This window comes from Clostridium boliviensis (genome assembly GCF_033342255.1).
GTDB classification, from domain to species: Bacteria; Bacillota; Clostridia; order Lachnospirales; family Lachnospiraceae; genus Lacrimispora; species Lacrimispora boliviensis.
The window spans coordinates 251,514-276,805 of the sequence record NZ_JAWONS010000324.1 but is presented as its reverse complement, the minus strand read 5'-3'; the positions used below and the strand labels follow the sequence as shown (position 1 = coordinate 276,805).

General features: G+C 41.1%; 10 protein-coding genes and 1 tRNA gene. 5 read left to right on the top strand and 6 right to left on the bottom strand.

From position 1 onward, the window contains the following. Positions 1–203: 203 nt before the first annotated feature. From RZO55_RS23270 to RZO55_RS23255, 4 genes are all read left to right on the top strand, one after another. The gene (locus RZO55_RS23270; protein WP_318066627.1) at positions 204–15,566 is read left to right on the top strand and encodes a doubled motif LPXTG anchor domain-containing protein; all 15,363 of its coding nucleotides are present in this window, start codon (positions 204–206) and stop codon (positions 15,564–15,566) included. Positions 15,567–15,719: 153 nt separating this feature from the next. Next, positions 15,720–17,054 carry an NADP-specific glutamate dehydrogenase gene (gene gdhA / locus RZO55_RS23265; protein WP_318066626.1) on the top strand — a complete coding sequence of 445 codons (1,335 nt, stop codon included), beginning with the start codon at positions 15,720–15,722 and terminating at the stop codon, positions 17,052–17,054. Between the two features lie 155 nt (positions 17,055–17,209). Further along, positions 17,210–18,097 carry a DUF3881 family protein gene (locus RZO55_RS23260; RefSeq protein ID WP_318066624.1) on the top strand — a complete coding sequence of 296 codons (888 nt, stop codon included), beginning with the start codon at positions 17,210–17,212 and terminating at the stop codon, positions 18,095–18,097. A 181-nt stretch (positions 18,098–18,278) separates the two neighbouring features. Continuing rightward, positions 18,279–18,355: transfer RNA gene (locus tag RZO55_RS23255), tRNA-Arg, on the top strand. 324 nt (positions 18,356–18,679) lie between these two features. On the opposite strand, the gene RZO55_RS23250 is transcribed toward RZO55_RS23255, so the two are convergent. The 6 genes from RZO55_RS23250 to RZO55_RS23225 form a co-directional block, all read right to left on the bottom strand. After that, the gene (locus RZO55_RS23250; protein ID WP_318066623.1) at positions 18,680–19,177 is read right to left on the bottom strand and encodes a hypothetical protein; all 498 of its coding nucleotides are present in this window, start codon (positions 19,175–19,177) and stop codon (positions 18,680–18,682) included. A 295-nt stretch (positions 19,178–19,472) separates the two neighbouring features. After that, positions 19,473–20,168 carry a 4'-phosphopantetheinyl transferase family protein gene (locus RZO55_RS23245; RefSeq protein ID WP_318066622.1) on the bottom strand — a complete coding sequence of 232 codons (696 nt, stop codon included), beginning with the start codon at positions 20,166–20,168 and terminating at the stop codon, positions 19,473–19,475. A 133-nt stretch (positions 20,169–20,301) separates the two neighbouring features. Continuing rightward, the gene (locus RZO55_RS23240; protein WP_318066621.1) at positions 20,302–21,594 is read right to left on the bottom strand and encodes a TRAP transporter large permease; all 1,293 of its coding nucleotides are present in this window, start codon (positions 21,592–21,594) and stop codon (positions 20,302–20,304) included. Positions 21,595–21,603: 9 nt separating this feature from the next. Continuing rightward, entirely contained in the window at positions 21,604–22,122 is a 519-nt protein-coding gene (locus RZO55_RS23235; protein WP_318066620.1) for a TRAP transporter small permease, read from the bottom strand. Positions 22,123–22,149: 27 nt separating this feature from the next. Continuing rightward, positions 22,150–23,166: a TRAP transporter substrate-binding protein gene (locus RZO55_RS23230; protein WP_318066619.1), complete on the bottom strand. Its 1,017-nt coding sequence runs from the start codon at positions 23,164–23,166 to the stop codon at positions 22,150–22,152. Between the two features lie 35 nt (positions 23,167–23,201). Then, complete coding sequence (locus tag RZO55_RS23225; RefSeq protein ID WP_318066618.1) at positions 23,202–24,224, bottom strand: alcohol dehydrogenase catalytic domain-containing protein; 1,023 nt, start codon at positions 24,222–24,224, stop codon at positions 23,202–23,204. A gap of 252 nt (positions 24,225–24,476) precedes the next feature. Here RZO55_RS23225 and RZO55_RS23220 point away from each other — a divergent pair, with 252 nt between their 5' ends. Beyond that, a complete protein-coding gene (locus RZO55_RS23220; protein ID WP_318066617.1) occupies positions 24,477–25,244 on the top strand; it encodes a GntR family transcriptional regulator in 768 nt (255 codons plus the stop codon). Positions 25,245–25,292: the final 48 nt, after the last annotated feature.

Sequence of the window (25,292 nt, the reverse complement as noted above, 5' to 3'; positions counted from 1 at the left end):
AGCCTTGCTGTTATATAAAAACATGTAAAAAACGAATAAAAATATGAACAAAATACGATCAAAATAATTATAGGTTAAAAATCAATATGTAAACAAAAATAACTGGTTTGTAACCAGCCTCAGGTATACTAACAAAGAGGGAAATTTTGCCATTACGTGGCTTCCATATAGAAAAAGAAATGAAAATAAGAGGAGGGTGTGAAATGAAGGGAGCAATGAAGAAAAGACATCAGATTAAAAGAGTGATTGCTTGGTTGCTAACGATAGCCATTGTTGCAGGCAATGTATCTCAACTTAATGCAACTACGGTTTATGCTGCAGAAAGCACTGCACAAAGAACGGCAACACCATCAAGTGCGTCAAAGGCCTCTCCGTCAGAAGCAACACCATCACAGGCAAAACAGGTGATAGATGTTAAGGTTACCCAATCTGCCATAGAAAAAGTTCTTAAGAAAGATATTGACAGTAGACCAGAATTAAAAGAAGATCTGATTCCGTTTAAAGGAGAGCAGAAAGACCTGGTCATTGAAAAATTATATGAAGAATTAGATGGTAAGACGTTAATTTTTCAGAAAAAATCAGGTAAAGCCATGTACCTTGTGGTAGTCTCTGATGTTCTGGACGGTGAACCCTTTAGCCAGTACGATGAATCAGACCGTATTAAACAGGAAGCCCTCCTTCAGAACGTTCATATTATAGGTGTGAACGGATATAAGGATCGGGAATGTGAATTCCGCCTCAGGATAGTAAGTGACAATTTTGTTGTTACAGATGCTCAGTTAGATGAATATGCGGTAGTTGGTGAAAACACAGAGGACACCATTACGAATAAATCTGGAGGTAGTGCATCTGTAGGGGGAACGGCAGCAGGGACACAAGCAGAAACGGCAGCAGAAACGAATGCAGAAACGAATGCAGAAACACAAATAGAAACAACAGCAGAAACAGCTGTAGAGTCACAGGAAGCGGTAACAGAATCAGATATTAAGAATGATAGTGATGTGGAAACTTTAGAAACCGATGACTTTACATCAACAGAAAAAGATACGGAAGCGGCTGAAACGAAAGAAAAGGAAAATAAAATTTCAGAAACAGAATCAGATGATGTGAAAACAGAACAGTCAGAACAGGAGAAAGCAGAAGTACAGGAACAGGACGGTAATAATACTGTTGATTCCGAATCTGAAAAAACAGAGAATCTGCAGGTCTCCATTTCCCGGCACCAGGTTCCGGTACTTTCCGAAGCACTGGAAACAGCCACCCCTTCGGAGGTAGTTTCACAACCAGAGAGCTTTGACAGTGCAGATATTGTCTCTGTTGGAAATGGCCATGTTTTATCCGGAGAAGAAAAGTCCGCTTTAATGGGAATTGACGGGGAAGAGGTGGAAAAGTCCTTCAGTCTGACCTCGTTATTTACCCAGCCTTCTTACTCCATGGTAGTTCCCAGCTTTGGAATCACATTATTAAATATGGAAGTAAGTGATGAGGCGAAGCTTTCTCCCTATGAAACAGCTTTAAGCTATTATGGTGAGGATTCAACTGATAGAAAAGATACGGTGGAAATCAATCTGGATCAGAGCATGACTGGAGAGATAAAGGCAGGAAAGCTTTTTACCTATACCATTACTTATACAATGCAGGCGGCTCCGCTTTATGAATATGCGGCAGGCGGAAAACTGTCTCTGTTTGATACATATGAAAATGCAGTCATTTATTTTACAGTTCCTTCAGGTATTAAATTGGAAGAACAGAGCGGAAAAGTTGAGCTTTCTACCTCAGACAGCGAAAAAAGTGTTTACGCAATCCAGGTAGGAGATGGAAATCATTCCATCCAGCCTGGGAAGTCTGATAATATTGTGATTAACGCGTATATAGACGAAAACGGAAAACGGGCAGTAGGTGAGAAATTTGCCCTCTCAGAAAACAGCGTTGAATTTCATGCAGATGTAAAGGTTGCAGATAAGACGGATATAGGAAACGTTACATATCCCGGTAATATTCCGACAGTTACATATGCCAAACAGCCGTCACAGACCCAGCTTCAGCTGATCTCCGATGATGAGTGGCACATTAAAAAGAGCGTTTACCCTACAGATCATTCTTACACAATTGTGAAGGATGATGCGGGGAATCCTCAGTATGTTGATATCACTTATATGATAGAGGTGGGGATGTATGGGAATCAGGGCGTGATTTCAACCCAGCCGAGTGGCACCATTTATCAAACTTATGGACGTACGGGATTTGAAGACAATTCCTTCCATATCACAGATACCCTTTCAATAACGACACCCAATGCTCCGGCTGGAATGAAGCCTATATCTGTCAGTGCGGCATGGGGAGATGAAAAAAGTTTACCATTCAGACAAAACGGAGATGGATCCATCATAATAGATGATTTTAAAACACAGGGTCAAAATGAAGCAGATGATATTTATGTTTCAGATTCGGCACCAACTTACAGTTCCTATCTGGTGACAGCCCGATATCCTTATGAACCATTTATTTTAAAATATAATGATCCCCGTGTGAAAGATTCTTCGGTATTTACTGTTTTAAACCAGGCTCATTTAGAATATATAAAACTGGGAACCAGTCAGGTTATGAAAGATGATTCTGAAGCTGCGGTAGCGGTTCATGAGGTGAATAAACCAGCAGTTATCCAGATAACTAAATTATTGGATGAAGGAATAGGAGTTTTAAAGCCATATGATCTGAACATGGAAAAGGAATATCCAGGCTCTTCTGAATTTGAGATTTATTCTGTTGATTCACAGGGCAACGAGACGCCTTATGACAATTATACGGTTTTGGATCCAAACGGTAAATCGCTTGTAAAAGGAACGATAGCTGTTAATCCCTCCAATGAAACTGATGAAGATATCCCTTATACAACTGGCAGCAGGGGCTATATTCAGATTCAGGCTGATCCGGGAACTTATGTTATTAAGGAAGGAAGGAAACCTACAGGAACAGAATACAGCTATGCAGTTGTGGATTCCAACACCTTTAGAGACAGTCAGGAGATTAAATTCAGCATTAAGGCTGGAGAGAATAAAGAAGTTAAGATAATTAATAATGTTGTTGGTAAGGGTGCAATCGAATTCTATAAAAAGGCGCGCACCTGGAACAGTGTGGATACAAATGAGACCGATTTAAGTCCCTTAAGAGGTGCAGAGTTTACACTTTATCAAAAGATAGACGGTACATTAAGTGAAGTGACAACGGTTAAATCAGACGGGAATGGTCTGGTACGGTTTAAACCAGTCACCCCTGGTGATTATATCGTGAGGGAAAAGAGTGCGGGCGGATATATTATTGACACGCAGGATTATCCTGTAACTGTAAAGAAAGGGGAAACTTCTGTCTTAAAGGAAGGCAACAATTACCTTGTTAATACTTTAAATAAAGCAAAGGTACAGGTAACAAAACTGCTTCAAAGAGATGACGGAACTTACGGAGCGGTGCCTTCGCAGTACAGAGGGGATTTTAATAAACATTTTTGGTTTGAGTCCTCAGTTGACGGTAGCATCTGGATCAAAGTTTCTGTGAATTCCCCAAAGACTTATTCTCTGGATAGAAACAGCGGATTTAAAGCAGAACTTCCTGTTTATGACAGTGGAAATCATTTAATTCGGTACAGAGTAGTGGAGCAGATTCCAGATAGATATTCTGATGGAAACTCTGAGGGAGATGGGGTCACTACAGAAATTAAAGATAATAAGATTTATCTTTATAAAGAGTTCACACTTGTACCATTAAAAACAACATCTGTTCAGCTAAAAAATAACAGACAGGGATTATTAAAGCTTCAGAAGGAAACCTGGACATTTAACGGCGGTCAGATTAATATGAAGAGCTCCAATGCCGAATTTCAGTTTAAGCTATATGAAGCGGATAAACATAGGAATAATTATACAGAAGTAACACCTGGAAAAAATTATGTGACAGATAAAAATGGTATTATTATTGCTGATAATCTGGATATCAACAAGGATTATTACTGGAGTGAAGAAAACAGTTCTGACCGTCTTGAGGCGGAGGAAGATGGCAAAACCATTGATAACGTATTAATTAATGGAGTGAATACATCTCTTATCGGACCCTATACAGTCAGCAGACAGTCAGACACCAGGGTCAAGGCATATAACATACCACAGAAAGTGCCTTACTGGCTTCACAAGTATGATATAACGGATGACAATAAAGTAATTACTGCAACATTCCGCATTACAAAGAAAACAGACGGAGCTGAAGTGTTTAATGGAACCGTCTCTAAGGATGGAACATTCGTCACTCTGGACCCGGGAACTACGTATTTAGCAGAAGAGATTCAGACGCCGGCAAAATATGTTGGAACAGAGATCAGAGAGTTTTCAACACCAAACGGACCAATTAACAGAGAACAACTCAAGGATTGGTTTGCAAATGAGTCCACAATAACTCATTTGAAGTTTTATAATAAGCCATATAAAACAGTTGATCTTAAGAAAATTAAGTATAATCCAGATGGAAGCGAGGATAGTGATATTAAAATTTCATTTGAAGTATATCAGAAAAATGAGGAAAATTTCACACCAGTCACGCTACCTAATAATAGTAATAAGATTGTTTCAAATACAGATACTGAAATTGCACCTGGAACCTATTACTTTAAAGAAATTATAGGTTCGGATATTATTAATCCTCTGTTTCTGATGAGCAAAAAGGCGGATGGGACATATGATGATTATATTATTCAGAATGGTATGGTCTATTACGGACCGGCAACTGTTACGCCGGCAGAAAAAGCATCAGATAAAAAAATGGATCTCTTTTTAAATGGTAGTAATGCTTTGGTGAATTATCAGAATTATGGCAGAGTAACGGTTACCAAACTTGATGCGTTAAGAAACACACCAGTAAAGGGAGCTGAGTTTGGAATTTATTTAAAATCACAGTTCCGTGAGGCTGACTGGGCTAACAGTATTAAAAATCCCATTCTGAAAGCAACCTCCGGAACCAACGGTAAAGCAACTTTTAGCAGCAGTAAGCTGCGCATTTTCGATGATAGCGGAAATCGAATCCCCTATGTAATTGCGGAGATCACAGCGCCATCGGGATATCTTCCATCCAATGAAGTGCTGACAACCACACTGACAGAAGGAAAAACTATCTCCACTGTAAATGGAGAGACATCAGGTGCACCTTTGATTATCAAAGATGAGCCGAAGCTGACCATACGGACCCAGAAGTACTGGCGTGATAGCTGGAATGACCAGTTCCATGAGGTGAACCAGGCATTAGGAAATGTAAATCTGGCTCTTTATAAGGTAAAACGGGATCAGCCGGAAACCGCTGATTTAGTAACGGTACAGGTGACAAACGAATTTGACGGAATTGCAACGTTTAATGATATTGACCGTAATGATACGTATTATGTAGCAGAAGTGAGGGTGCCCACCAGAAGCGAATCCAAGCTGCCCTTTGAACTTAATATGGGAAATAAAGAACCGCTTCCACTTGAGAGCGGGCAGCCGGCAAGGAGCCTTTCTGTGGCTGATTTAAAGGAACGGTATAATGCAGTTTCATTTAGCGGAAAGGATCTTCCTGGTAATGTAGAATCACTGGTGAGATATACAGATCCATTATTTAATTATAAATCCTGGGTTCAGTTTAACATATGGAAAACCTGCGACGGGATTACATTCGGCGGCGGAACACATGATATTCATATGGTAAATGGTGCAAGATTTACTCTTTATAAAATGCTTTCTGATACGAAGAACTTATCTTCTGTTAAATTAGAAGATTTTACCGATGAGGGTAAATTTGAGACAGAAGGGCAGTATGAAAGCGGCACCCGTATCGATCCGGAGACAGGCAAGCGGCTGGATGGTCAGCTTGATACTACAATTTTGGATGATGGATATGTATACTGGCTTGTTGAGGATAAAGCGGCACCCGGGTATACACTTGATGAAGGCGGAAAGATTGCTGCTGTTTTTGTTCCTGATAATTCAGGATACAGAGGATATAATGAGATCCGGCATCCGTATCAAAGCGGAAGAAATGAAAAAATAGCGGTCATCGTCAATCAGCATTCCAACGGTGGAACAGGACTTGAAAATTATCATTTTCAGGTTGCTTTAAACAAATGGCTGGAAATCACAAAAGATAACTATACACTTCTTGGTGGTGCAAAATTCAAGTTATGGCTGTTAAATCCGGTTAATAATGAAAAACTTCTGCCAATTGATGTGGTGGAAACCGGACTGGAATCTGACAGCATCCATAAGACTGGTTATGCACTTACAAAAATCATCAGGCTGGATGAATTGAGCGATCAAATCACGACAATGGGAAAGAACCCAAAGGATTTCCTTCAATATAATACTGAGGGCGAACCGGTAAAGCTGTCACTGGGACTGGAAGAGATTTATGCGCCATCTAAGGTGAATTTAGATTCAACGCTTCATGTTTTAGAAGTAACAGTTCCTATTAACAAGGACTATATTGACGATCAGTATTTCTGGGATGACAGTAAATCAGACCAGAATTACAGGCTGATTAATCAGGTTTCCAAAGAATATCCGGTAACTATTAAGAAATACGGTTATATTCCGGACTCCAGCACATTCTATAAAACTGACGATGAACTGGATAGCATGAATATTCAAAAGTCACCTCTGCCGGGAGTGAAATTCGAAGTCTGGCGGTATCAGTGGAAAACAGTTAATGACAAGTACATGTATGAATATGAGAAGTACGGAACCTATACGACAGAAGGTTCTGGCAATATCGAGATACCAGGTGGACTTCCTTCCGGTCTCTACCGAATGAAGGAAATATTAACAACACAGCAGCAGAATCAATATATTACCATGTATAACGGAGCCGGAGCGCTTTGGAGGGACTTTACCGTAGCCAGTTCGTCTCTGACAGTTCCAGTTTATAATCCGCAAAAGCCCATGCTTGAGATAGAAAAAACAGCATGGAACGGAGAAAAACCGGAAGGACTGTCCGGCATTACATTTACATTAAAAACGCCGTCAGGAGGTACGGATACTGCTGTCACGCAAAAGCAGGAGGACGGAAGATATCTTGCTGTTTTAGACGGCCTTGAGAGCGGAACGTATACGATTACCGGTGAAACATTGGGGAGTAATGCGAAGAAGACGACAGCAGATAATTATTTTGAACCGACTTCCATTTCCGTTGGTTACAAACCGGTGGCAGACGGGAATAAGGTGACTCTGGTTCCTGTTGCAGATGGTATAAACGGCCAGCTTGCTGCCCTGACAATCAGAAATCCAAGACTGGCACAGCTTACCTTGCATAAAACAGACGGTGAAAGCAAGCAAAGTGACGCGGCAATGAAAGGGGCTGAGTTCCGTCTGGAGTATATGAAATTCCGTACAGATACTGATTTAGACGGAGGCACACTAAAAAATGTGGAAGATCCGGCTTATGAAAAACCATCAGAGGGATTTTCGCCTATCAGCAGCACACTGGAAGATCTAAAGGATGGATCTTACGTCTTAAAGAATTGTCAGCCAGGCTGGTACCGTATTACGGAAATAAAAGCTCCTGAGGGATATACGGTTGATACCGCACCTATGGTAGTTGCAGTAACCGGCGATATGACGGGAATATATAAGAATACAGAAGTTACCTTTGAAAACCGGGAGAAGGTAACCCTGACAATTACAAAAAATCTATATTTTGGCGATGGATTTATAAATGACCAGGATATCAAAGAAAAGCTTCCGTCTCAGGTGGTATTTGATGTATTCACCTATTCGGATGCGGAAAAAGCCTATAAGCCGGTATACGATGACAATCATCAGCCAGTGACAGTTACAATACATAACTTTGAGGCGGCGGACGGCTATTATACGGCAGAGGGAAAAGTACTGCTGGCACAGTATCCGGAAGGCGGGGCTTACTATGTAAAAGAACGGGAAAATCCTGACTGGGTGCTGACTGGAGAAACAGGAGTTACTAACGCAAAGCTGTGGTCTGACGGTTATATTCAGGTCGGAACAGTATCTGATTTCACAACCAAGACTCCGGTTGCCATAGGAATTGATAACCAATATGCGAAAGCAAGAATACGCATTATAAAAGTGGATGCAGCGGATCATTCAAAGAAGCTGACTGGTGCAGAATTTCGTTTATATTCCGACCAGACACTGGCTTCCTATGTGGGAGATTTTAAGGAAATTGGAACCAGCGGTGTTTATGAGTTTGATTTGTCAACAAGGAAATACAGTCCGGGAACCTATTATGTAAAAGAGACCAATGCTCCAGTGGGATATCTCACCATTGGAACAGCAATTCCGGAACAGGGGCTTACAGCGGAAACCGGAAAAACGACTGAGATTACTGTAGAAAATCAGGGCGGTATTGATTTCCAGATTACAAAATACAGCGGAGATGGTAAAACAGAAGCGGTAAAAGCCGGAATGACCTTCGAGCTTTATAAAAGAGTGGAAGGAAATACCTGGAATTATGTAACGGAGGGTAAAACAGACACCCATGGAGAACTTTCGTTTAGAGGACTGAAACAGGAGACGGGATATTCTTACGGCTTGTATGAGGTGCCTGATAAGGATCATGGATTTGATACCTACCGTATTGAAAAATTTGAGGGAGAGAATGGAAACATACTCCCGGTAACCGCAGATTTAGTTAAAAACGGAGATACCAGACCAGGGCTTGATTTATACGTGCTCTCGGGAGATGATACCAAAGCGCCTGGAGTATACCAGTTTACGGTACATAATCAGGAAGCACTGCCATTAAAACTGTTTAAGAATGATGTTAATAAACAGGATAATCCCTCCGGTTCCATTCATGCATCTATAAAGGTAACAAATAAAGAAACAGGGAAACAGGTTGGGGAAATTATTACAGTGCCTTACGGTGAGACTGGAACTACAGTCATGCTGCTTCCTGGAGTTTATGAATTGGAAGAGACGGCCATTACCCCTAATGCAGATGGATATGTGATTAATCCGGATGACAGCAGAACTGTTTATAAGAAAGAAGTGAACATTGAAAAAGGAACGGTTCCTCCGCCCTGCGAGTTTACCAATGTAAAACAGAAGACTGGTGTATCTCTTGAGAAAACCACGCAGACTGCTTCATTAAAAGATCTGTGGTGGAATGACGGTCAGATGGTTACTTATACCTTAACTCCAGGAGCGATTAATACAATTCCTCTTGACCAGTATGAAGTTACCGATCAGGGTCTGACTATGCTTGATTCCGGTAAGAATGCTTTAGATGAAACGGAATACAGTGATGAAAAGTATACCATAGTTTCTGTTAAACCAGGAAAAGCCGCGCAGCTAAACCGATTGAAAGAAGGGAATACAGGAACCATTCTGGCAGATGTGACCTTCTATGGTTTTGACGGAAATCAGGCAGGAGAAGTACAGACAGTAAGCGTTTCCGGAGATGGCGAAATAGGAGAGATAAAGCCTGTTGGCGAGAAACTGGTGAAATCATTTAAGATCAGTTACCGGGATGATACATTAAAGAAATCTACCAATCATGCCTATACGCTGGGACAGGATTTTGTTCCGGGAACCATTACTGTTACGGCAAAGTTAAACCGTCAGGATGCCACTTTGAAGGATGGAAGCTATAAAAAGGATATTAAGTATATTCGTAACAAAGCAGATGTAACAATGAAATACCGTAAGTGGGATGTTAACGGCAATCTAAATTCCGGCCAGGAGTCCAGTCTGGCAGAAGCGTTATGTGATATAACTGTCATTCAAAGTCAGGCTCCCATAATGGCAGTTAGCAAAAATGTAAATCCGGTCAAGGGAGTACAGCCGGGTGATACGCTTACCTACACGCTTACGGTAAACAATACAACCACAAGCAGCGATTCACAGATTGCGCCGATACAGAAGCCAGTTCTTATTGATCTGGTACCTTTGGGAGTTACTGTCTCAGGTGAAACTTCCGGAGAGGATCGTTTGCTGACAGCAGTTGCAGTGGAGAGTGGCCCGGCTGGGGTTTCTATTGATAAGACAGTAAGAAAAGTAGATCCGGAAACCGGAAGGGAGACGCTGTTTATAAGGCTGAACGGAAATCTTAAAAAAGGCGAATCCGTTACAGTATCGGTAAAGGCGAAGATTGCAGGAAATATTATCAATTATGGTAAAAATATATTAAATACTCTTTTCGTTACCAGCGATGTTTTACAGCCTGCATTTTCCTTAAACCACACAGGGGCCTCCTTTATGATTCAGACCAGCTCAGGAATTAAGTGGCCCAGCAATGATTTACCGGCTGCAGCGTTACTTCCGGATGAGAACTACCGAAGCTATGGTTATGTCTCTGATTCAGCAGAAAACACCATGAGCACAGGAACTGGTATTCAGCTTTATAAAGAAGTAAAAGGAAACTTAGATACCAGATTCGTATCAGGGACCACGGCTGGAAAAGTGGCAAAATCAGCAGAGGATACGGACCTTACAAAGTATGATGGATCTGTATTATACCGGCTTATGGTAAACAACGCATCGGCACAGGATTACGTCAGCCAGCTGCAGCTTATGGATATTATGCCGGTTAAAGGAGATTACAGTACCAGTAAGTTTGAAAGACTCAGTGACTTCCGATTGAAATATGACAGCATTCAGTCCATAGAAATAGAAAACAGAAAGGATAATGGAGAATCAGGAAGAAAAGTTCGGGACTTTGACTATGAAATTACGTATTCTGATCAGACATTTGACAGCAAGGAAATGGCCAGTGCAGCGAAAAATGCGATGCTGGCTGATAATACTTCTGATTTCTGGTCCGATGGTTCCAGTGATCCCACGGCGATCCGCATTAAGATCACAGATCCAGAATTTCATCTGGCGCCGGGTGAGAATCTGGTTGTCACCTATAAAACAGTCGTGCCTTATAATAAGGCACAAGAACTGGAGGATGTTGCTTACGGCTATGCAGTTAATGATTTTGCTACCGCTTTCAGCTATAAAGAATCAGGTCTTGAAAGCGAAGAAAAGAAGTTTTCCCAGGCGCAGACCAGTAATTCCGTTCAGGTACTTCTTGTTCCTGGTAATGTAAAAGTTTCAGGAAGAGTCTGGATCGATGATGACAACAATGGAATTCAGAATGAAAGTGTTGAAAACGACCATCTTCTTACGGATCTGTTCCCTCTGCTTCAGAGCGGCTACTTTAGGGTCAGCCTGCAAAAGTATAGCAAAAACGGAGATGATCAGACCTCCATGGAACCAGGAGCCGCAGATGCCAGATTCTTATTTGACGATCTGACGCCAGCAAAGCCATATGGACTGACAGGTACTGATTTTACAGAGAGTGATGAAGATAACTGGTACAGCGGCGGGTCTTTGCGGTTAACCAGCCTGAAGGGAGACGATCCGGCTCATTATCAGATTGAGTTGAGCAAGGGGGCGATGCCAAAAGGTTTTGAGGATCTGGTATTAAAGCTTGCAAAACCAAACATGCTGCCGGATGGAGAAAACAAAAAAGCAGGACGTTCCAGACTACCAAAGACATTATTGGAAGGCAGAGCAAACTACGATGAAAGCCGAGACAGTAACTTTAATGAAACGAAAAACGGATATTCCTCCGAAGACTTTTTCTTATGGTCCACAGCAGGGGATTATGATACAACGAAAGACATTGGCTTTGTGCCTTATCGAAAGGTAACAGTTAAAAAAATAAACAAAGCCCAGAATCCGGTTGAGGGAGCTCACTTTACGGTATATGGACCTTTTACCAATGAGGAAATGGAAGCCTTCAATCGTACACCAATTACCGACCCAGCTGTGCTTGGAAGCCCGGAAGCAGAAGGTATGACAACGCTTACTGACGGTGAAGCAGTCTGGAATGCAGGAGAACTCCTTTATTATAGAAATTATATTATCACAGAAGATGGTGCTCCCGCAGGTTACCAGCTTGATCAAGCAGTATCCGGTGATATGGTAACCATGGACTCTTATAAGGTCCAGGGACATAAGGCATGGATTCTTAAGAGCAAGGAGTTTAAGACAGAAGCTCAACCGATTCCCAGCACGGTTACAGTAGAAGATTCTTATATAACCGGATCACTGGAATTTATAAAGCTTGACGGACTGACCAGAAATAAGCTTGCCGGTGCCACATTTGAGATTAAAAAGCAGGTGGATGTAGTCAAAGATGCATGGAGTGCACTTATCGCATCAATGAAAAAAGATTCCATTTCCATGGGTATAACCGATGTGAACGAGACAGAGAAAGGAGTTCGTTTTAAAATTACGGATGGCCTGGTAAAAATCACAGGAATACCACTTGGCAGTTACACTCTGTCTGAACTTCAGGTTCCGGATGGTTATGATATTTCTGGAAAACCGGAAGAATCCGGGTTTGTAATCAGTTCACAGGGGCAGCAGGCCCAATTAAGCAAGATAGAAGGAAATGTAATTGAAAATACCAGAACAGAATACAGTTTGAGCATAAAAAAGGCGGATAATGCCGGAAATGCTGCTGTAAAAGGGATTTCATTTTCCATCTCAGGACCAGGTACATATGAAAGCAGTACATGGAATCCGTTTAGCAGAAATAAATTTAAAATAAACGATCCGGACCATACCGGTTATGAAATAAAGCAGACCGGCGATGAGGGTGTAGTTACCTGGAATCTTCCTTACGGGGATTATGAGATTACAGAGCTTTCGGCTCCTGGTTATCACACCATAGAACCATTTTATGTCAGAATTGGCCAGGATGGTACGGTCTCGCTGCTGAACGGAGAAGACAGACCGGAGCTGGTACTTAAAAGCCAGGCACAAAAGGAAATCAATGTGGTAGTAACCAACCAGATACAGACAGCACCGATTACCATTGAAAAAATGGATGAGGAAAGTAAGAATCTGATTACGGGAGCATGGTTTGAACTCAGCGGTACATCTCTGGTAAAAGGAGCATTTGAAACGTATTTAGAAAATGTGACCGGTATTGGTGTATCTTCTGTAACAACGAAAAATGACGGAGGCAATCTGTCTGTGAGCTTCCGAATTGACGGTCTGGGAGATTCAAGGCAGGCAATCTTAACCAGGGTGCCTTATGGAACGTACACACTGAAGGAAATTCAGGCTCCGGCGGGGTATCTCTTTGGCGGCAGTTATGGATTTACAAAAGAGTTACTGCTGGATAAACCGGAAGGCATCAGTTTCACAGGAGATAAAGCAGTTATCAATACGCCTCACAAACTGACAATTGAAAAACGGGATAAATCAACAAATGCCCTGCTTTCCAATGCGGTATTCGTCTTAATGACAGCAGATGGGAAGTATGTCAGTCTTGATGATAACAACTCTTATACCGGCCTGACTGACAAGAATGAGGAGGCAACTTCATTTACAACCGGCAGTGATGGAACTGTAACAGTGAAACGCCTGCCATCAGGAAATTATGTTTTAAAAGAAATCAAAGCTCCGGAAAACTACCGTGTATCTGCAGATACGGATGTTACCGTATTGGAGACCGGAAATACAGACAAAATAAAAGTTTATGATGTGAGAGACCGGGCTAAAATCCGTATCAACAAGGCTGCAGCGCACAACCACGAGACCCACTTGTCTGGAGCAGTGTTTGAGATCTATTCGGATAATAGTTTAACTGCGCTGGCTGATACCGTAACAACTGGAAATGATGGTACGGGTGAGTCAAAAATGCTACCGCTTGGAACCTATTATGTAAAAGAGAAAACGGCTCCGGACGGATATGAAGCCAGCAGCAGAGTCTACGAAGTCACCTTAAAGGAAGATAGTGAAACTAGCACTGTGACATCAGACGGAAGCCAGTTTATTTTCAATGATTATGGAACCGGAAATCTGACCTTTGATAAGGTGGATGGAGTAACAGAAAAACTTCTTCCTGCAGCAGAATTCTCCTTAACAGAGAAAACGGTCCAGGTAGAAGGGGCATTTGAAGATTTTACCGAAAAGCTTCTTAAGGCAGGCGTGGAAGAACTTGATGCTATGGGAATCACTGATGTGAAGAAATCAGGAGACAGCATTCGGTTTACTGCATTTAACGGTCACGTGGATATGGGAAATATACCTTATGGTACCTACACACTGAAAGAGGAGAAAGCTCCGGAGGGCTATTTAAGCTTAAGCAGTGAGGCAGAATTTGATTTTACGATTACTGCAGATCATAAGAGTGCTGTACTCTCCACGGATAATAAGGTGGTCAATGACCGGGCTCAATTTACAATTAAGTTAAAGAAAACTGATAATCTGAAAAGAAGTATAAGCGGAATTAAATTCCACATCCTTGGGCCAGGCAAATATGAAGAAAACGGAATTTTAACCGTGTTTGGGTCCAGCAGGTTCCATACACAGCCGGATGCCGGAAGCGGTACTTTCGTTACCGGAGACGACGGCGGTTTAAGTCTGGGCTTAAAATATGGAGATTATCAGATCAGAGAGGATGCATCAGACCGTTATGATTCCATTGAACCGTTCTACATCAGAGTGGATGAAAAAGGGGTAGTCAGCATCTTGAAAGACAACAGTAAGGCGGTCTCTGTAGACAATGAATCTGAGAAGACCATAACAGTAACAAATCAGATCAGCACAGGAAGCATGAGTCTGGAAAAGGTAGACAGTGAGGACACAAATAAAAGACTGGAAGGTGCAGAATTTACACTGACCAATTTATCTACCATGGTTCCGGGAGCATGGGACAGCTACCGCAGCCTTGCAGCTTCAAAAGGAGCTGCCTGGACTCAGGAGAATGTGAAAGGAAATACAATTACCTTCACCCTGGCGGGTAAGGCAGAAATTACAAATCTGCCTTATGGCACATACAGGATTACGGAGACAAAAGCACCTGACGGATACTTGCTTGGTACTCAGCCATGGAGCAGGGACTTTACCTTAAGCCAGTCTGAGACGAGTGAGCTTTTCGTGAAACCATCTTTCTTTGAGAAGACAAAAGGTGCGGTAGAAAATCAGCCATCTAAGGTGACTGTGGTTAAGACCAATGCTGTATATGCGGATATCCGGCTGGAAGGTGCGGAGTTTATCATGAAAAACTCGGGAGGCAGCTATGTGAAGCTGAATGGCGGTTCGTTTGCAGGCTATACAGTAAACGAAAAAGAGGCTTCCAGGTTTAAAACAGACAGCAGCGGGCAATTTATCATAAAACGTCTGCCTGCAGACACGTATGTTATTAAAGAAACCAGAGCACCGTCCGGATACCGGATTAACTACAGTATTCCGCCTCTGACACTTGATGGAATCAACAGCTTTACCATCACCATACAGGACGAGAGAATACGGGGCGGCGGAGGAAATGACGATGGTCCAACACCTCGTCCAACTCAAAGTACAGTAACCATAATACCGGATCCGGTGCCTCTGGCAAACATGCCCGGTGATAACCAGATTGATTTCGTTACGATTGATGACGGAAATGTCCCTCTGGCAAAATTACCTAAAACAGGTGAGCGCAAATCCAATGCCGGAAAAGTTATGGTGGCACTGTCAGGCTTCATGCTGGCACTGTATGCGGCACTTAATAAAAAGAAGAAGTCAGAGAAATAAATAAATCAAAATGCTTGGTTGACTTTATTAAATTAACTTGCTATAATTTTAAAAAGTTATGGTAAGGAGATAGGGCCGGAACTTTCAAGAGTTCCGGCCTTATTTTAACATTTGAAATAACTTTCATTTATTAACTTAGGGGGAAAGAATATTATGTCCTACGTGGATGAAGTTTATGACAGAGTCGTAAAACAGAACCCAGGTGAAGGGGAATTTCACCAGGCAGTGAAGGAAGTTCTTGATTCTCTGCGCATAGTTATTGATGCCAATGAAGCAAAATACAGAAAAGCTGCACTTTTGGAGCGCCTGGTAGAGCCTGAACGTATTATTTCTTTTCGTGTACCGTGGGTAGATGACAGCGGGCAGGTAAGAGTAAATAAGGGATTTCGAGTACAGTTTAACAGTGCAATCGGGCCTTACAAGGGAGGCTTAAGGCTTCATCCTTCTGTGAACCAGGGTATTTTAAAATTTTTGGGCTTTGAACAGACGTTTAAAAATTCTTTAACCGGACTTCCCATTGGAGGAGGAAAAGGAGGATCTGATTTTGATCCGAAGGGTAAATCAGACAGAGAAGTTATGGCATTCTGCCAGAGTTTTATGACCGAATTATCCAAATACATTGGTGCTGATCAGGATGTGCCTGCAGGAGATATCGGCGTAGGAGCAAGAGAGATCGGCTATCTCTACGGTCAATATAAACGAATGACCGGGCTTTATGAGGGGGTTCTTACTGGAAAAGGTCTTACCTACGGTGGATCACTGGTGCGTACCCAGGCCACAGGTTATGGATTGATCTACATTCTTGATGAGATGCTCAAACATAACGGCAGAGACTTAGAAGGAAAGAATCTGGTGATATCCGGATCAGGGAATGTGGCGATCTATGCATCAGAAAAGGCAATCCAGCTGGGAGCTAAGGTAGTGGCTTTAAGCGATTCCAATGGATATATTTATGATAAGAATGGCATACGCCTTGATGTCGTAAAGGAAATCAAGGAAGTTAGAAGAGGACGGATTAAAGAATATGCAAATGAAGTGGCTTCTTCTGTCTACACAGAAGGAAAGGGGATCTGGAACGTTCCATGTGATATTGCTCTTCCCTGTGCAACTCAGAATGAATTGAATATAGAGGATGCAAAGAAGCTGAAAGCGAATGGTTGTTTTGCAGTAGCAGAAGGTGCAAACATGCCGTCCACCAGAGAGGCAACCGATTTCTTCCTGGAGAATGCAGTAATGTTTATGCCTGGCAAGGCAGCCAATGCAGGCGGAGTGGCAACTTCCGCACTGGAGATGAGCCAGAACAGTTTAAGGCTTTCCTGGAGTTTTGATGAAGTGGATAAGAAGCTTCATGATATCATGGTAGGAATCTACGAGAAGACTGCGAAAGCTGCGAAACGTTACGGTGTAAAGGGAAATTATGTGGCAGGGGCCAATATTGCTGGATTTGAGAAGGTGGTAGAGGCCATGATGGCACAGGGAGTCGTATAAGAACGGTGGACTTAAATTTATCATCATCAAAAATTTTACTGGAATTCTCAAATGTTTTAGTATATAATAAACGGTAAGGCTTGAGGCGGAGTGTTCTTCGCCTTATTGTTTTCCTGAAAATTATCTTAGAAAAACAGAAAGCAGGTGATGATTCTATGCACAAATTCTTAAGAACCATTGGTTTCAGTCTTTATGAAAAAGACAGGGATATTGATAAGCTGCTGGATAGGCTCTGTGAAGATCTGTCCGACATGAGAAGGATTCAGATTGACGAAGAGTCCAATCTTTGTGAAATCCGCAGAGAAGTAGCTCCTGGTATGGGGATTGCCATCTATGGAGAGATGGACCGGGATGGAAGGTTTCAAAGAATGTACTATTACCCCTATTTAAATAGCAGCGATATAACTTCGGAGGTGTCATGCTCCATACAGCGTCATACGGAACGGGAAACCTATGCCGGACTTTTAGACGAATATAAAGTTGGAATTTCTCTTATCTTTTATATAGACAATTCCTTTGAATGCAGAGAACGGCTCATAGACCATCATTCCATGGATACCAGCTATTCATGCCTTACCGGTCTTGCAGTCAGCGGAAAGGTTCTTCTCCCGATTCATAAGTCAGATAAGCAGAGGGAAAAAGCGAAAGTCGCTGCAAAGGACCGCAACAATCTGCTGGAAGCCGCAAAGAACGGGGATGAAGATGCCATGGAGACACTCACCATTGAAGACATTGATCTCTACTCCCAGGCATCCAGGCGTGTGATGAAGGAAGACTTATATTCGATTATTGATTCCTGTTTTATGCCGTGCGGTGTAGAATGCGACCAATATTCTGTGATTGGTGAAATTATTAAAATCGAAGAGAAAAAGAACCAGATTACGGAAGAAGAAGTTTATGATTTCACTCTTGAGTGCAGTGATTTAATATTCCATGTCTGCATAGCAAAAAAAGATTTAACAGGAACACCCGAAATAGGGCGCAGATTTAAAGGGCAGGTCTGGATGCAGGGAACTGTAAAATTCAAGGAATCAGTGGAATAATTCCAAGATTGACTTGACGAATTCATTAAATTTGAATATAATAAGTTTTGGACTGTGCTGCAGGGGTTCTGCAGCACAGAGATATTTCCGTAGCTCAGCTGGATAGCGACCGCTTCCTAAGAGAATTTGAGAGGATAGAAATTTAACCTTTAGGGATTCGCCCAAAAACAATTTAATACACGTTTCCGTAGCTCAGCTGGATAGAGCGACCGCCTCCTAAGCGGTAGGTCGGGTGTTCAAATCACCTCGGGAACGCCAGAAACAATGCCGAATGCCTTGGTTTTACTGGGTTTTCGGCTTTTTTGATTCATCTTTGTTTTTTCTAAGTCCATAAGTCCAGCAGCTGCAACTTGGGAGGATCTCAGTCAGTCTATAGTTCTGAAGCAGTACCAAATGCAGGAAGAGTATGACACTTTCCAAAGCATCTTTAACTGGTGGAGGAAATACTAGTGTTGGAGCTGGTTTTTCTCTCTCAGGTACTGATAAACATGGAGTCTTGTTACCACAGTAGTATTTTATTATAAGTTAAAGCAGAAGAGGACATACCTGCATATTAGGTGATTCATATAAAGACTTTAATGTTTAATAAATAATCTTATAGTTAGGTAACGAAGACTTTACTTCTCTTGTTCCTAAAAGATAACAAATTCTAAAATCATAGTTAGTGTCAACAAGTTTTGCTTCAGCTTCATCAATTAAAACTTTTTTAACATTTTTATCTTGTATAGAGCCCCAATATATCCAGTTTTGCCCTTTGTTATAAGAACTAAAATGAAAGTTATATGGGTCAGATCCATTTAGTAATATTTCAGAGCTAATATTTAATATATTATAATTAAAAATTCCTTTTTTAATTATTGCACTTGCCAAATTTCCATTCTCATTAATATAAAAAATTAAATGTTGTTTATTTCCTATATCAGCTTGGTAAATAAATTCCGTTGCATTTTGTGATTTACCATAATTTTTACGATATTTAAGAAAATCATATGGTGATTGCCGCTCATTTTTTAAAACAAGAATCACAGTGCATAATAAAATAGCTAAAATAATAATTGCAAAAATCTCTTTTTTTTTCACATAAAGACCTCGTTTCATAGAAATTTATTATTATAGTTACTTATATTTTAAATTTGCATGTCGTTCTAATATCATAAGCGTACTCTATCCTTTTAAATATCCCATAAAGCTTGACACATTATGGTATTTACATCCTATTTCGAATGTGATAAACTATTTATTTTTATTAAAAGACTGCCATACAATAACAATAATAAAATAATAAGTCAATATTATTTATTCCACAGAACTGTTCTGTACAAAATTTTGGGCTAAAACATATGATGAGGGAGAGTTGTCTAAAATGGCATATAGTCTATGAAAAGTTTTGTAAAATATCCTCTATAGATACATATGAAGGTGAAGCAGGTGCTATAAAAGATGAAGTGCAGCATACCGATAGTACATAATTAACTGACGTTTTGTAGAAATTAATGTGGTAAGGTGTTATCTTATTCTCTAAAATAATGGTCTTTTCTGATACATAGAAATTATTCAGAGGTTCTCCCAATCCTTTCCCAATACATTTTAAATAGCTTTCTTTTGCCGTCCAAAACTGGAAAAAGTAATGATATGATTCAGGTACTGTAACTGAGTTTATTAATTGTATCTCTTTTTCATGAAAATAGTGGTTGGCAATGTCTAAATCCATACCTAAGCTTATCTGTTCAATATCAATTCCAATTTCAGAATCCGAAACAGCGCATGCAACCCAATCTCCGGAATGTGAAATATTAAAGAAAATATCAGGATAGTCCGGCAGAATTGGTTTGCCGTATGAATTATAGGTAAATTGAAGTGGAGTTTCCGGTAAGGCAGATCCCGATCTTTTAGAAAGACCGTAACGCAACAGCATTTCACCACAGACTGTTCGGGTTGTATCAATTTCATGCCGATATTTTATGGCCTTTTTTTGGCGCTCCTGGCTGAGAAGCTGTATAAAGTTATTTAAAATGCTGCTATTAATATTATTGCAGGAAAACAAATATAAATCATATGCCTGTTTCATCATAAGTACTCAATTCTCTGGTCATATATGGTAGTTACATAAGTATTGTACCATATATATTTTTATTAACCAATAGATCTTTTAGGGTTAATTAATTAAATGCCTGGAAGACTCCAGGCATTTATAAGTGATCCCATTAACCTCCAAGCCATTTTAATGGTACGGTAATTAAGGGGGGAAAGAGAATAAGTGCAAACACCAGAATCACCTGGAGTACATAGTAAGGCATAACGGGTTTAACGATTTTTTCCATACTTACCTTTCCTGTAGCACAGGCAACATTCAGTACAGGACCTACAGGTGGAGATGTGAGTCCAAGTACATTGGCAAGGGTAAATACCACACCGAAATAGATGGGATCAATTCCGGCTGCATGAATCAGAGGCAGCATGATAGGAGTCATGATTAAGATGGTTGGAACAACATCGATGCAGGTACCCATAATAATAATGATAATCTGAAGTACCAGGTTTAACAGTGCAGGATTTTCAGTAAGACCATGTAAAGATTCCGTCAGCATCTGGGGTATACGGGATATGGTCATCATATAGGCAGCAACCTGTGCGGTGGCAGCCAGGAACATCACAACACTGGACATTTTAGCAGCAGCCACGAAAGCCTTGATTAAATCCTTGAATTTTAGTTCTCTGTAAACAAAAACACCTACAGCAATGGCGTAGACAACTGCAATTACACCTGCCTCTGTAGCGGTAAAAACACCGCCTCTGAGACCAAATAAAATAATAAGCGGTAATAACAATGCCCATAATCCGTTAATAAAAATGTTCAGTACTTCCCGAAAGGAATATTTTGTTGTATCCGCTTTTAAGTTGTCCTTGCGGGTGACGAAAAACCAGACACCACACATAATAATTGTTAAGTAAGCTGCAGGAGCAATTCCGCCCAGAAAGAGGGATTTGATCGAGCAGCCGGCGGCGACACCGTATACAATCATTGGAATAGACGGCGGCATAACAGGAGCTACAAGATTAGAACTGGCTACGAGACCGGAGGCTTTTGCACGGTCGTATCCGGAATCTACCATCATTGGGATTAGTATTGCTCCAAGGGCGGCAGTGCTTGCGACCGCAGACCCTACCAGGCTTGCAAACATCAGACAAGCCAATATGGTTACATATCCAAGACCGCCGCGAAATCGTCCTACGAAAATGTTGCAGAATTTAATGATCCGGTTAGTAAGGCCTCCACGGTTCATTAACTCACCGGCAAGAACAAAAAAGGGGAGTGCCATCATGGTAACGCTGTCAGTTCCCCGCATAAGCTGCGCAGCTATGATCTGCGGGTTAACGTTGTTGCCTCCCAGTACCATGGCAGTGGCTGCACCGCAAAGAATAAGTGCGTAAGCAATGGGAAGACCAATTGCGATTCCACCAATTAAAAACACCAAGAAATAAATTAAGATTGACATGGTTCCTCCTTATTCAAGCGTAGAAGCGCCTTCATCCTGTGGGGTTATCAGGTCTTTTACCGTATGTTTCATTATCCATAGTTTGAAAATATTGCCTGCAGCCAGAAGTAAGATGGATATTCCCATAATAAACCCGGCAAGGTATACAAGCCATACAGGAAGACCGGTCGCAACCCATTTGTTATGGTAATTTTGCAGCATAAGGCCGTAACTGCCTGCAGTAAGAGCGGTCATTAGCCATATAATAAGTACCTGTATCAGTGTATACAGCAGTTTCTGGGCTGTGGAAGGTAATCGGATAATTACCGAATCAATCAGAAGATGCCGGTTGTCACGCATGGCCTCAATTGAGCCTAAATAAACCAGATAGATGAAACAGATTCGAGCCACCTCTTCCGACCAGGCAAATCCGGTATCAAAAATAAAACGTAGTATTACGTTAGTAAAAACAAGTAGAATCATTACCGCAAGGGCAATGGATATGAGAACCTCAATTCCTTTAAAAAGGGCATTTAACAGCCGGTTCATAGGCACCTCCTGTGAATGGAAAGATCATTATTGGACTGCTTTAATTTTTTCTGTCAGTTCCTTTGCCCATGGATTTTCTGCGTAAAGTTTATCGGTCAGGGGCTTAATCTGCTCCACGATTTTTTCTTTGTCCTGTGCCGTACATTCCGTAACTGTTACACCATGATCCTTTAAGAATTGACGATCTGTGTCTACACTTTTTATGTATTCGTCCCACGCTTTTTCACAGGATGCTTTTGCAGCCTCACGGATAATTTGCTGCTGGTTTTCACTTAAGCCATCTAAAAAGCTGGAAGATGCAACAATCTCCAGGGTAGAAATAATATGATTTGTTTCGTAAATATATTTCTGAACCTCATAAAAAGCTTCGCTGATTACCGTTACCATACCATTATCCTGACCGTCAACCACTCCGGTTTCCAGTGCGGAGAAAAGTTCGCCAAGAGGGATCACCTGGGCAGAAGCGCCAAGATTTTCCGCTATGCCTATGTGAATGGGATTGCTGGGCATACGAAACTTCTGACCTTTAAAATCATCAACACTGGTAAGCGGTTTATTGCTGGTAAAGGTTCTTGCGCTGTTTGGTCCCCAGCCCAGCATATAGGCGGTGGGGAACTTTTCATGAAACTCACTGCTGATCTCTTTTGCAATGCTGCCTGTCCATACTTTTTTGGCATGATTTAAATCGCGGTATAAAAAAGGCCAGTCGGAAATTAACATAGTGGGATATTCCTGATTCATGGGCGTACCAACAATTGCAATCTCAATTGTGCCGTTGCGGACTCCATCCCATAAATCCCCTTCATTGCCCAGTGTACCGGAATGATAAAGCTCCACTTTAATGGTACCGTTGCTTTTTTCTTCAATCATTGGTTTAAATATATTATCCAGCGCAGCAGCCATGGGATGAGAGGCGCTCCAGTTGTCTCCAACTTTTATTGTGATTGATTTTTCAGCAGTTGTGGTTCCTCCTGTTGTTTGACAGGCTGCGAGAGACAATGCCGTCACTACAGATAAAATAATAGCAGTAATTCTTTTTTTCATGATAACTCCTCCTATATGTACTTTGAATGATTTGATTATTCAAATAATATGACCATTTTTGCCATACCCTCCGGTGGGGACTGCATATTTTTAAACACCTGGTCAATTTCTGAAAATAAAATAGTATCACTGACTATTCCATCCAGCCGGTAAGCTTTCTGTCGGAATTTTTCTATTGTAGGTACAAATTGCCCGGAAGACATACGTGTACCGATAATAGAAAGCTCTCTGCCGTTTATCATGCTTTGAGTAATGCTCTCGGCAGAGGTGCAAAAACCCAGAGGTACGATACGGGCGCCATTGGCGGGAATTCCTTTTTCCAAAAGCATAGTCAGTGACCCTGGATAACCGGCTGCATCAAATATCACATCTGCACCTTCTCCATTGGTATATTTCTGTATCCGGGAATTTAAATTCTCTGTTTTGGTATTAACAATAAAGTCAGCGCCGAAATTCTCAGCCCGCTTCAGAAAGTTTTCTTTGATATCCGCACAGATTACTTTACACCCCTTTTCCTTACAGACCTGTAAAATAATGGTACCGATTGTCCCCATACCCAGGATCAGCACGACATCACTTTCCTGCACATCAGCTCTTTTGGTACAGTGACCGCCAATTGCAAAGGGCTCGATTAATGCGGCTTCCTCAAAGGGCAGATCTTCCGGAAGCAGGTAAACTTCATGCTCGGCAGCAGTGAAATATTCTCTCCATCCGCCATCTACTGCAGCTCCGCGTGCCTTTACTGTTCTGCAGATGTTTCTTCTTCCGTTTTTACACTGCTTACAGCTGCCGCAGGCAACCACCAGATCAACAACTACGTGGTCCCCTTTCTTAAATTTTGTAACACCTTCTCCAACTTCTTCAATAATTCCTGCATTTTCATGTCCTGGTATACGGGGAAATTTTGCCATCGGATTCTCTCCCAGAAATAAATGAAAATCTGAACCGCATACCCCAGCCGCCTTCATTTTAACAAGAACTTCTCCTCTCGACGGTTTTGGTCTTTGGGCTTCCTCCACGCTATACTGGAACGGCGCCTTTACTGAAATTTGCTTCATATAACCCTCCTTTGTAATTTAGATGTATCATTTCTGATATATTTGAATAATATATAAGTGATATATATCAGATAACAATGATTTTATATCATTTTTGGCTAAAGTGTCAATTTATCAAATATACTAAAAATTATAACTGAATTTTGTGAATATTATCCAAAAACGGATAAGAAATAGAATTTGAAATTGGAAAAAAGCTGTTATATAATTAACATGTATTTTAATTAGTATATATTACAAAGGGGAATAAAGATGGGAAAACAGGAGAGTCAGACAAATTTATCTACGGATGAAACGGTGTATGATTTTATAGGCAGAAAAATCCTCGACCTGCATATTAAACCAGGTGAAACAATTAATATTAATGAGCTGGAAAAGTTTCTGAATGTAAGTCGTTCTCCAATCCGTGACGCGTTGATACAGCTTGAAAAGGAAGGATTGGTTGTTACAATTCCTAAAAAAGGTACCATAGTTTCTAAGATTAATGCTGCGCGTGTAAAAGATGAGAGATTTCTGCGTTCCTGCATTGAAGAACGTGTTATGGAAGAATTTCTTGAGATTTACCAGGAGTCTGATATTGATGAAATGAGAGCTGCTATTGAAGCTCAGGAGAGTGCCATAAAAAGCTTAGATGCCAGAAAATTTTTGGTGTATGACGATACGATGCACAGCGTTCCCTTTCGGGTAACAGGGCATGAGTTCTGCCTGAATACTGTATTGAATATGTCCGGGCATTATTTAAGAATCAGGCTGTTATCTCTATCTGATATGACCACACTGCAACAGACATTGAATCAGCATAAGACTATGGTTGATTTGATACTGAAAAAAGACGCTGCCGGTCTGAAACTTCTGATTCATGAGCATATTACAGATAAAGAATCTGAATTTCAGTCTCTGCTGAACCGGTACCCGGATTTATTTGAAACAGATATTCCGGCAGCAGCTAATGCGGTTAATATTTGGGAGTCCGACTTTTTAAAACAAAAGGATATAACTGATATCGAAAAGGGAAATTGAAGAGATTTACAAAAATTCTGAAAAGATAGTATAATCGCGTACCGTACT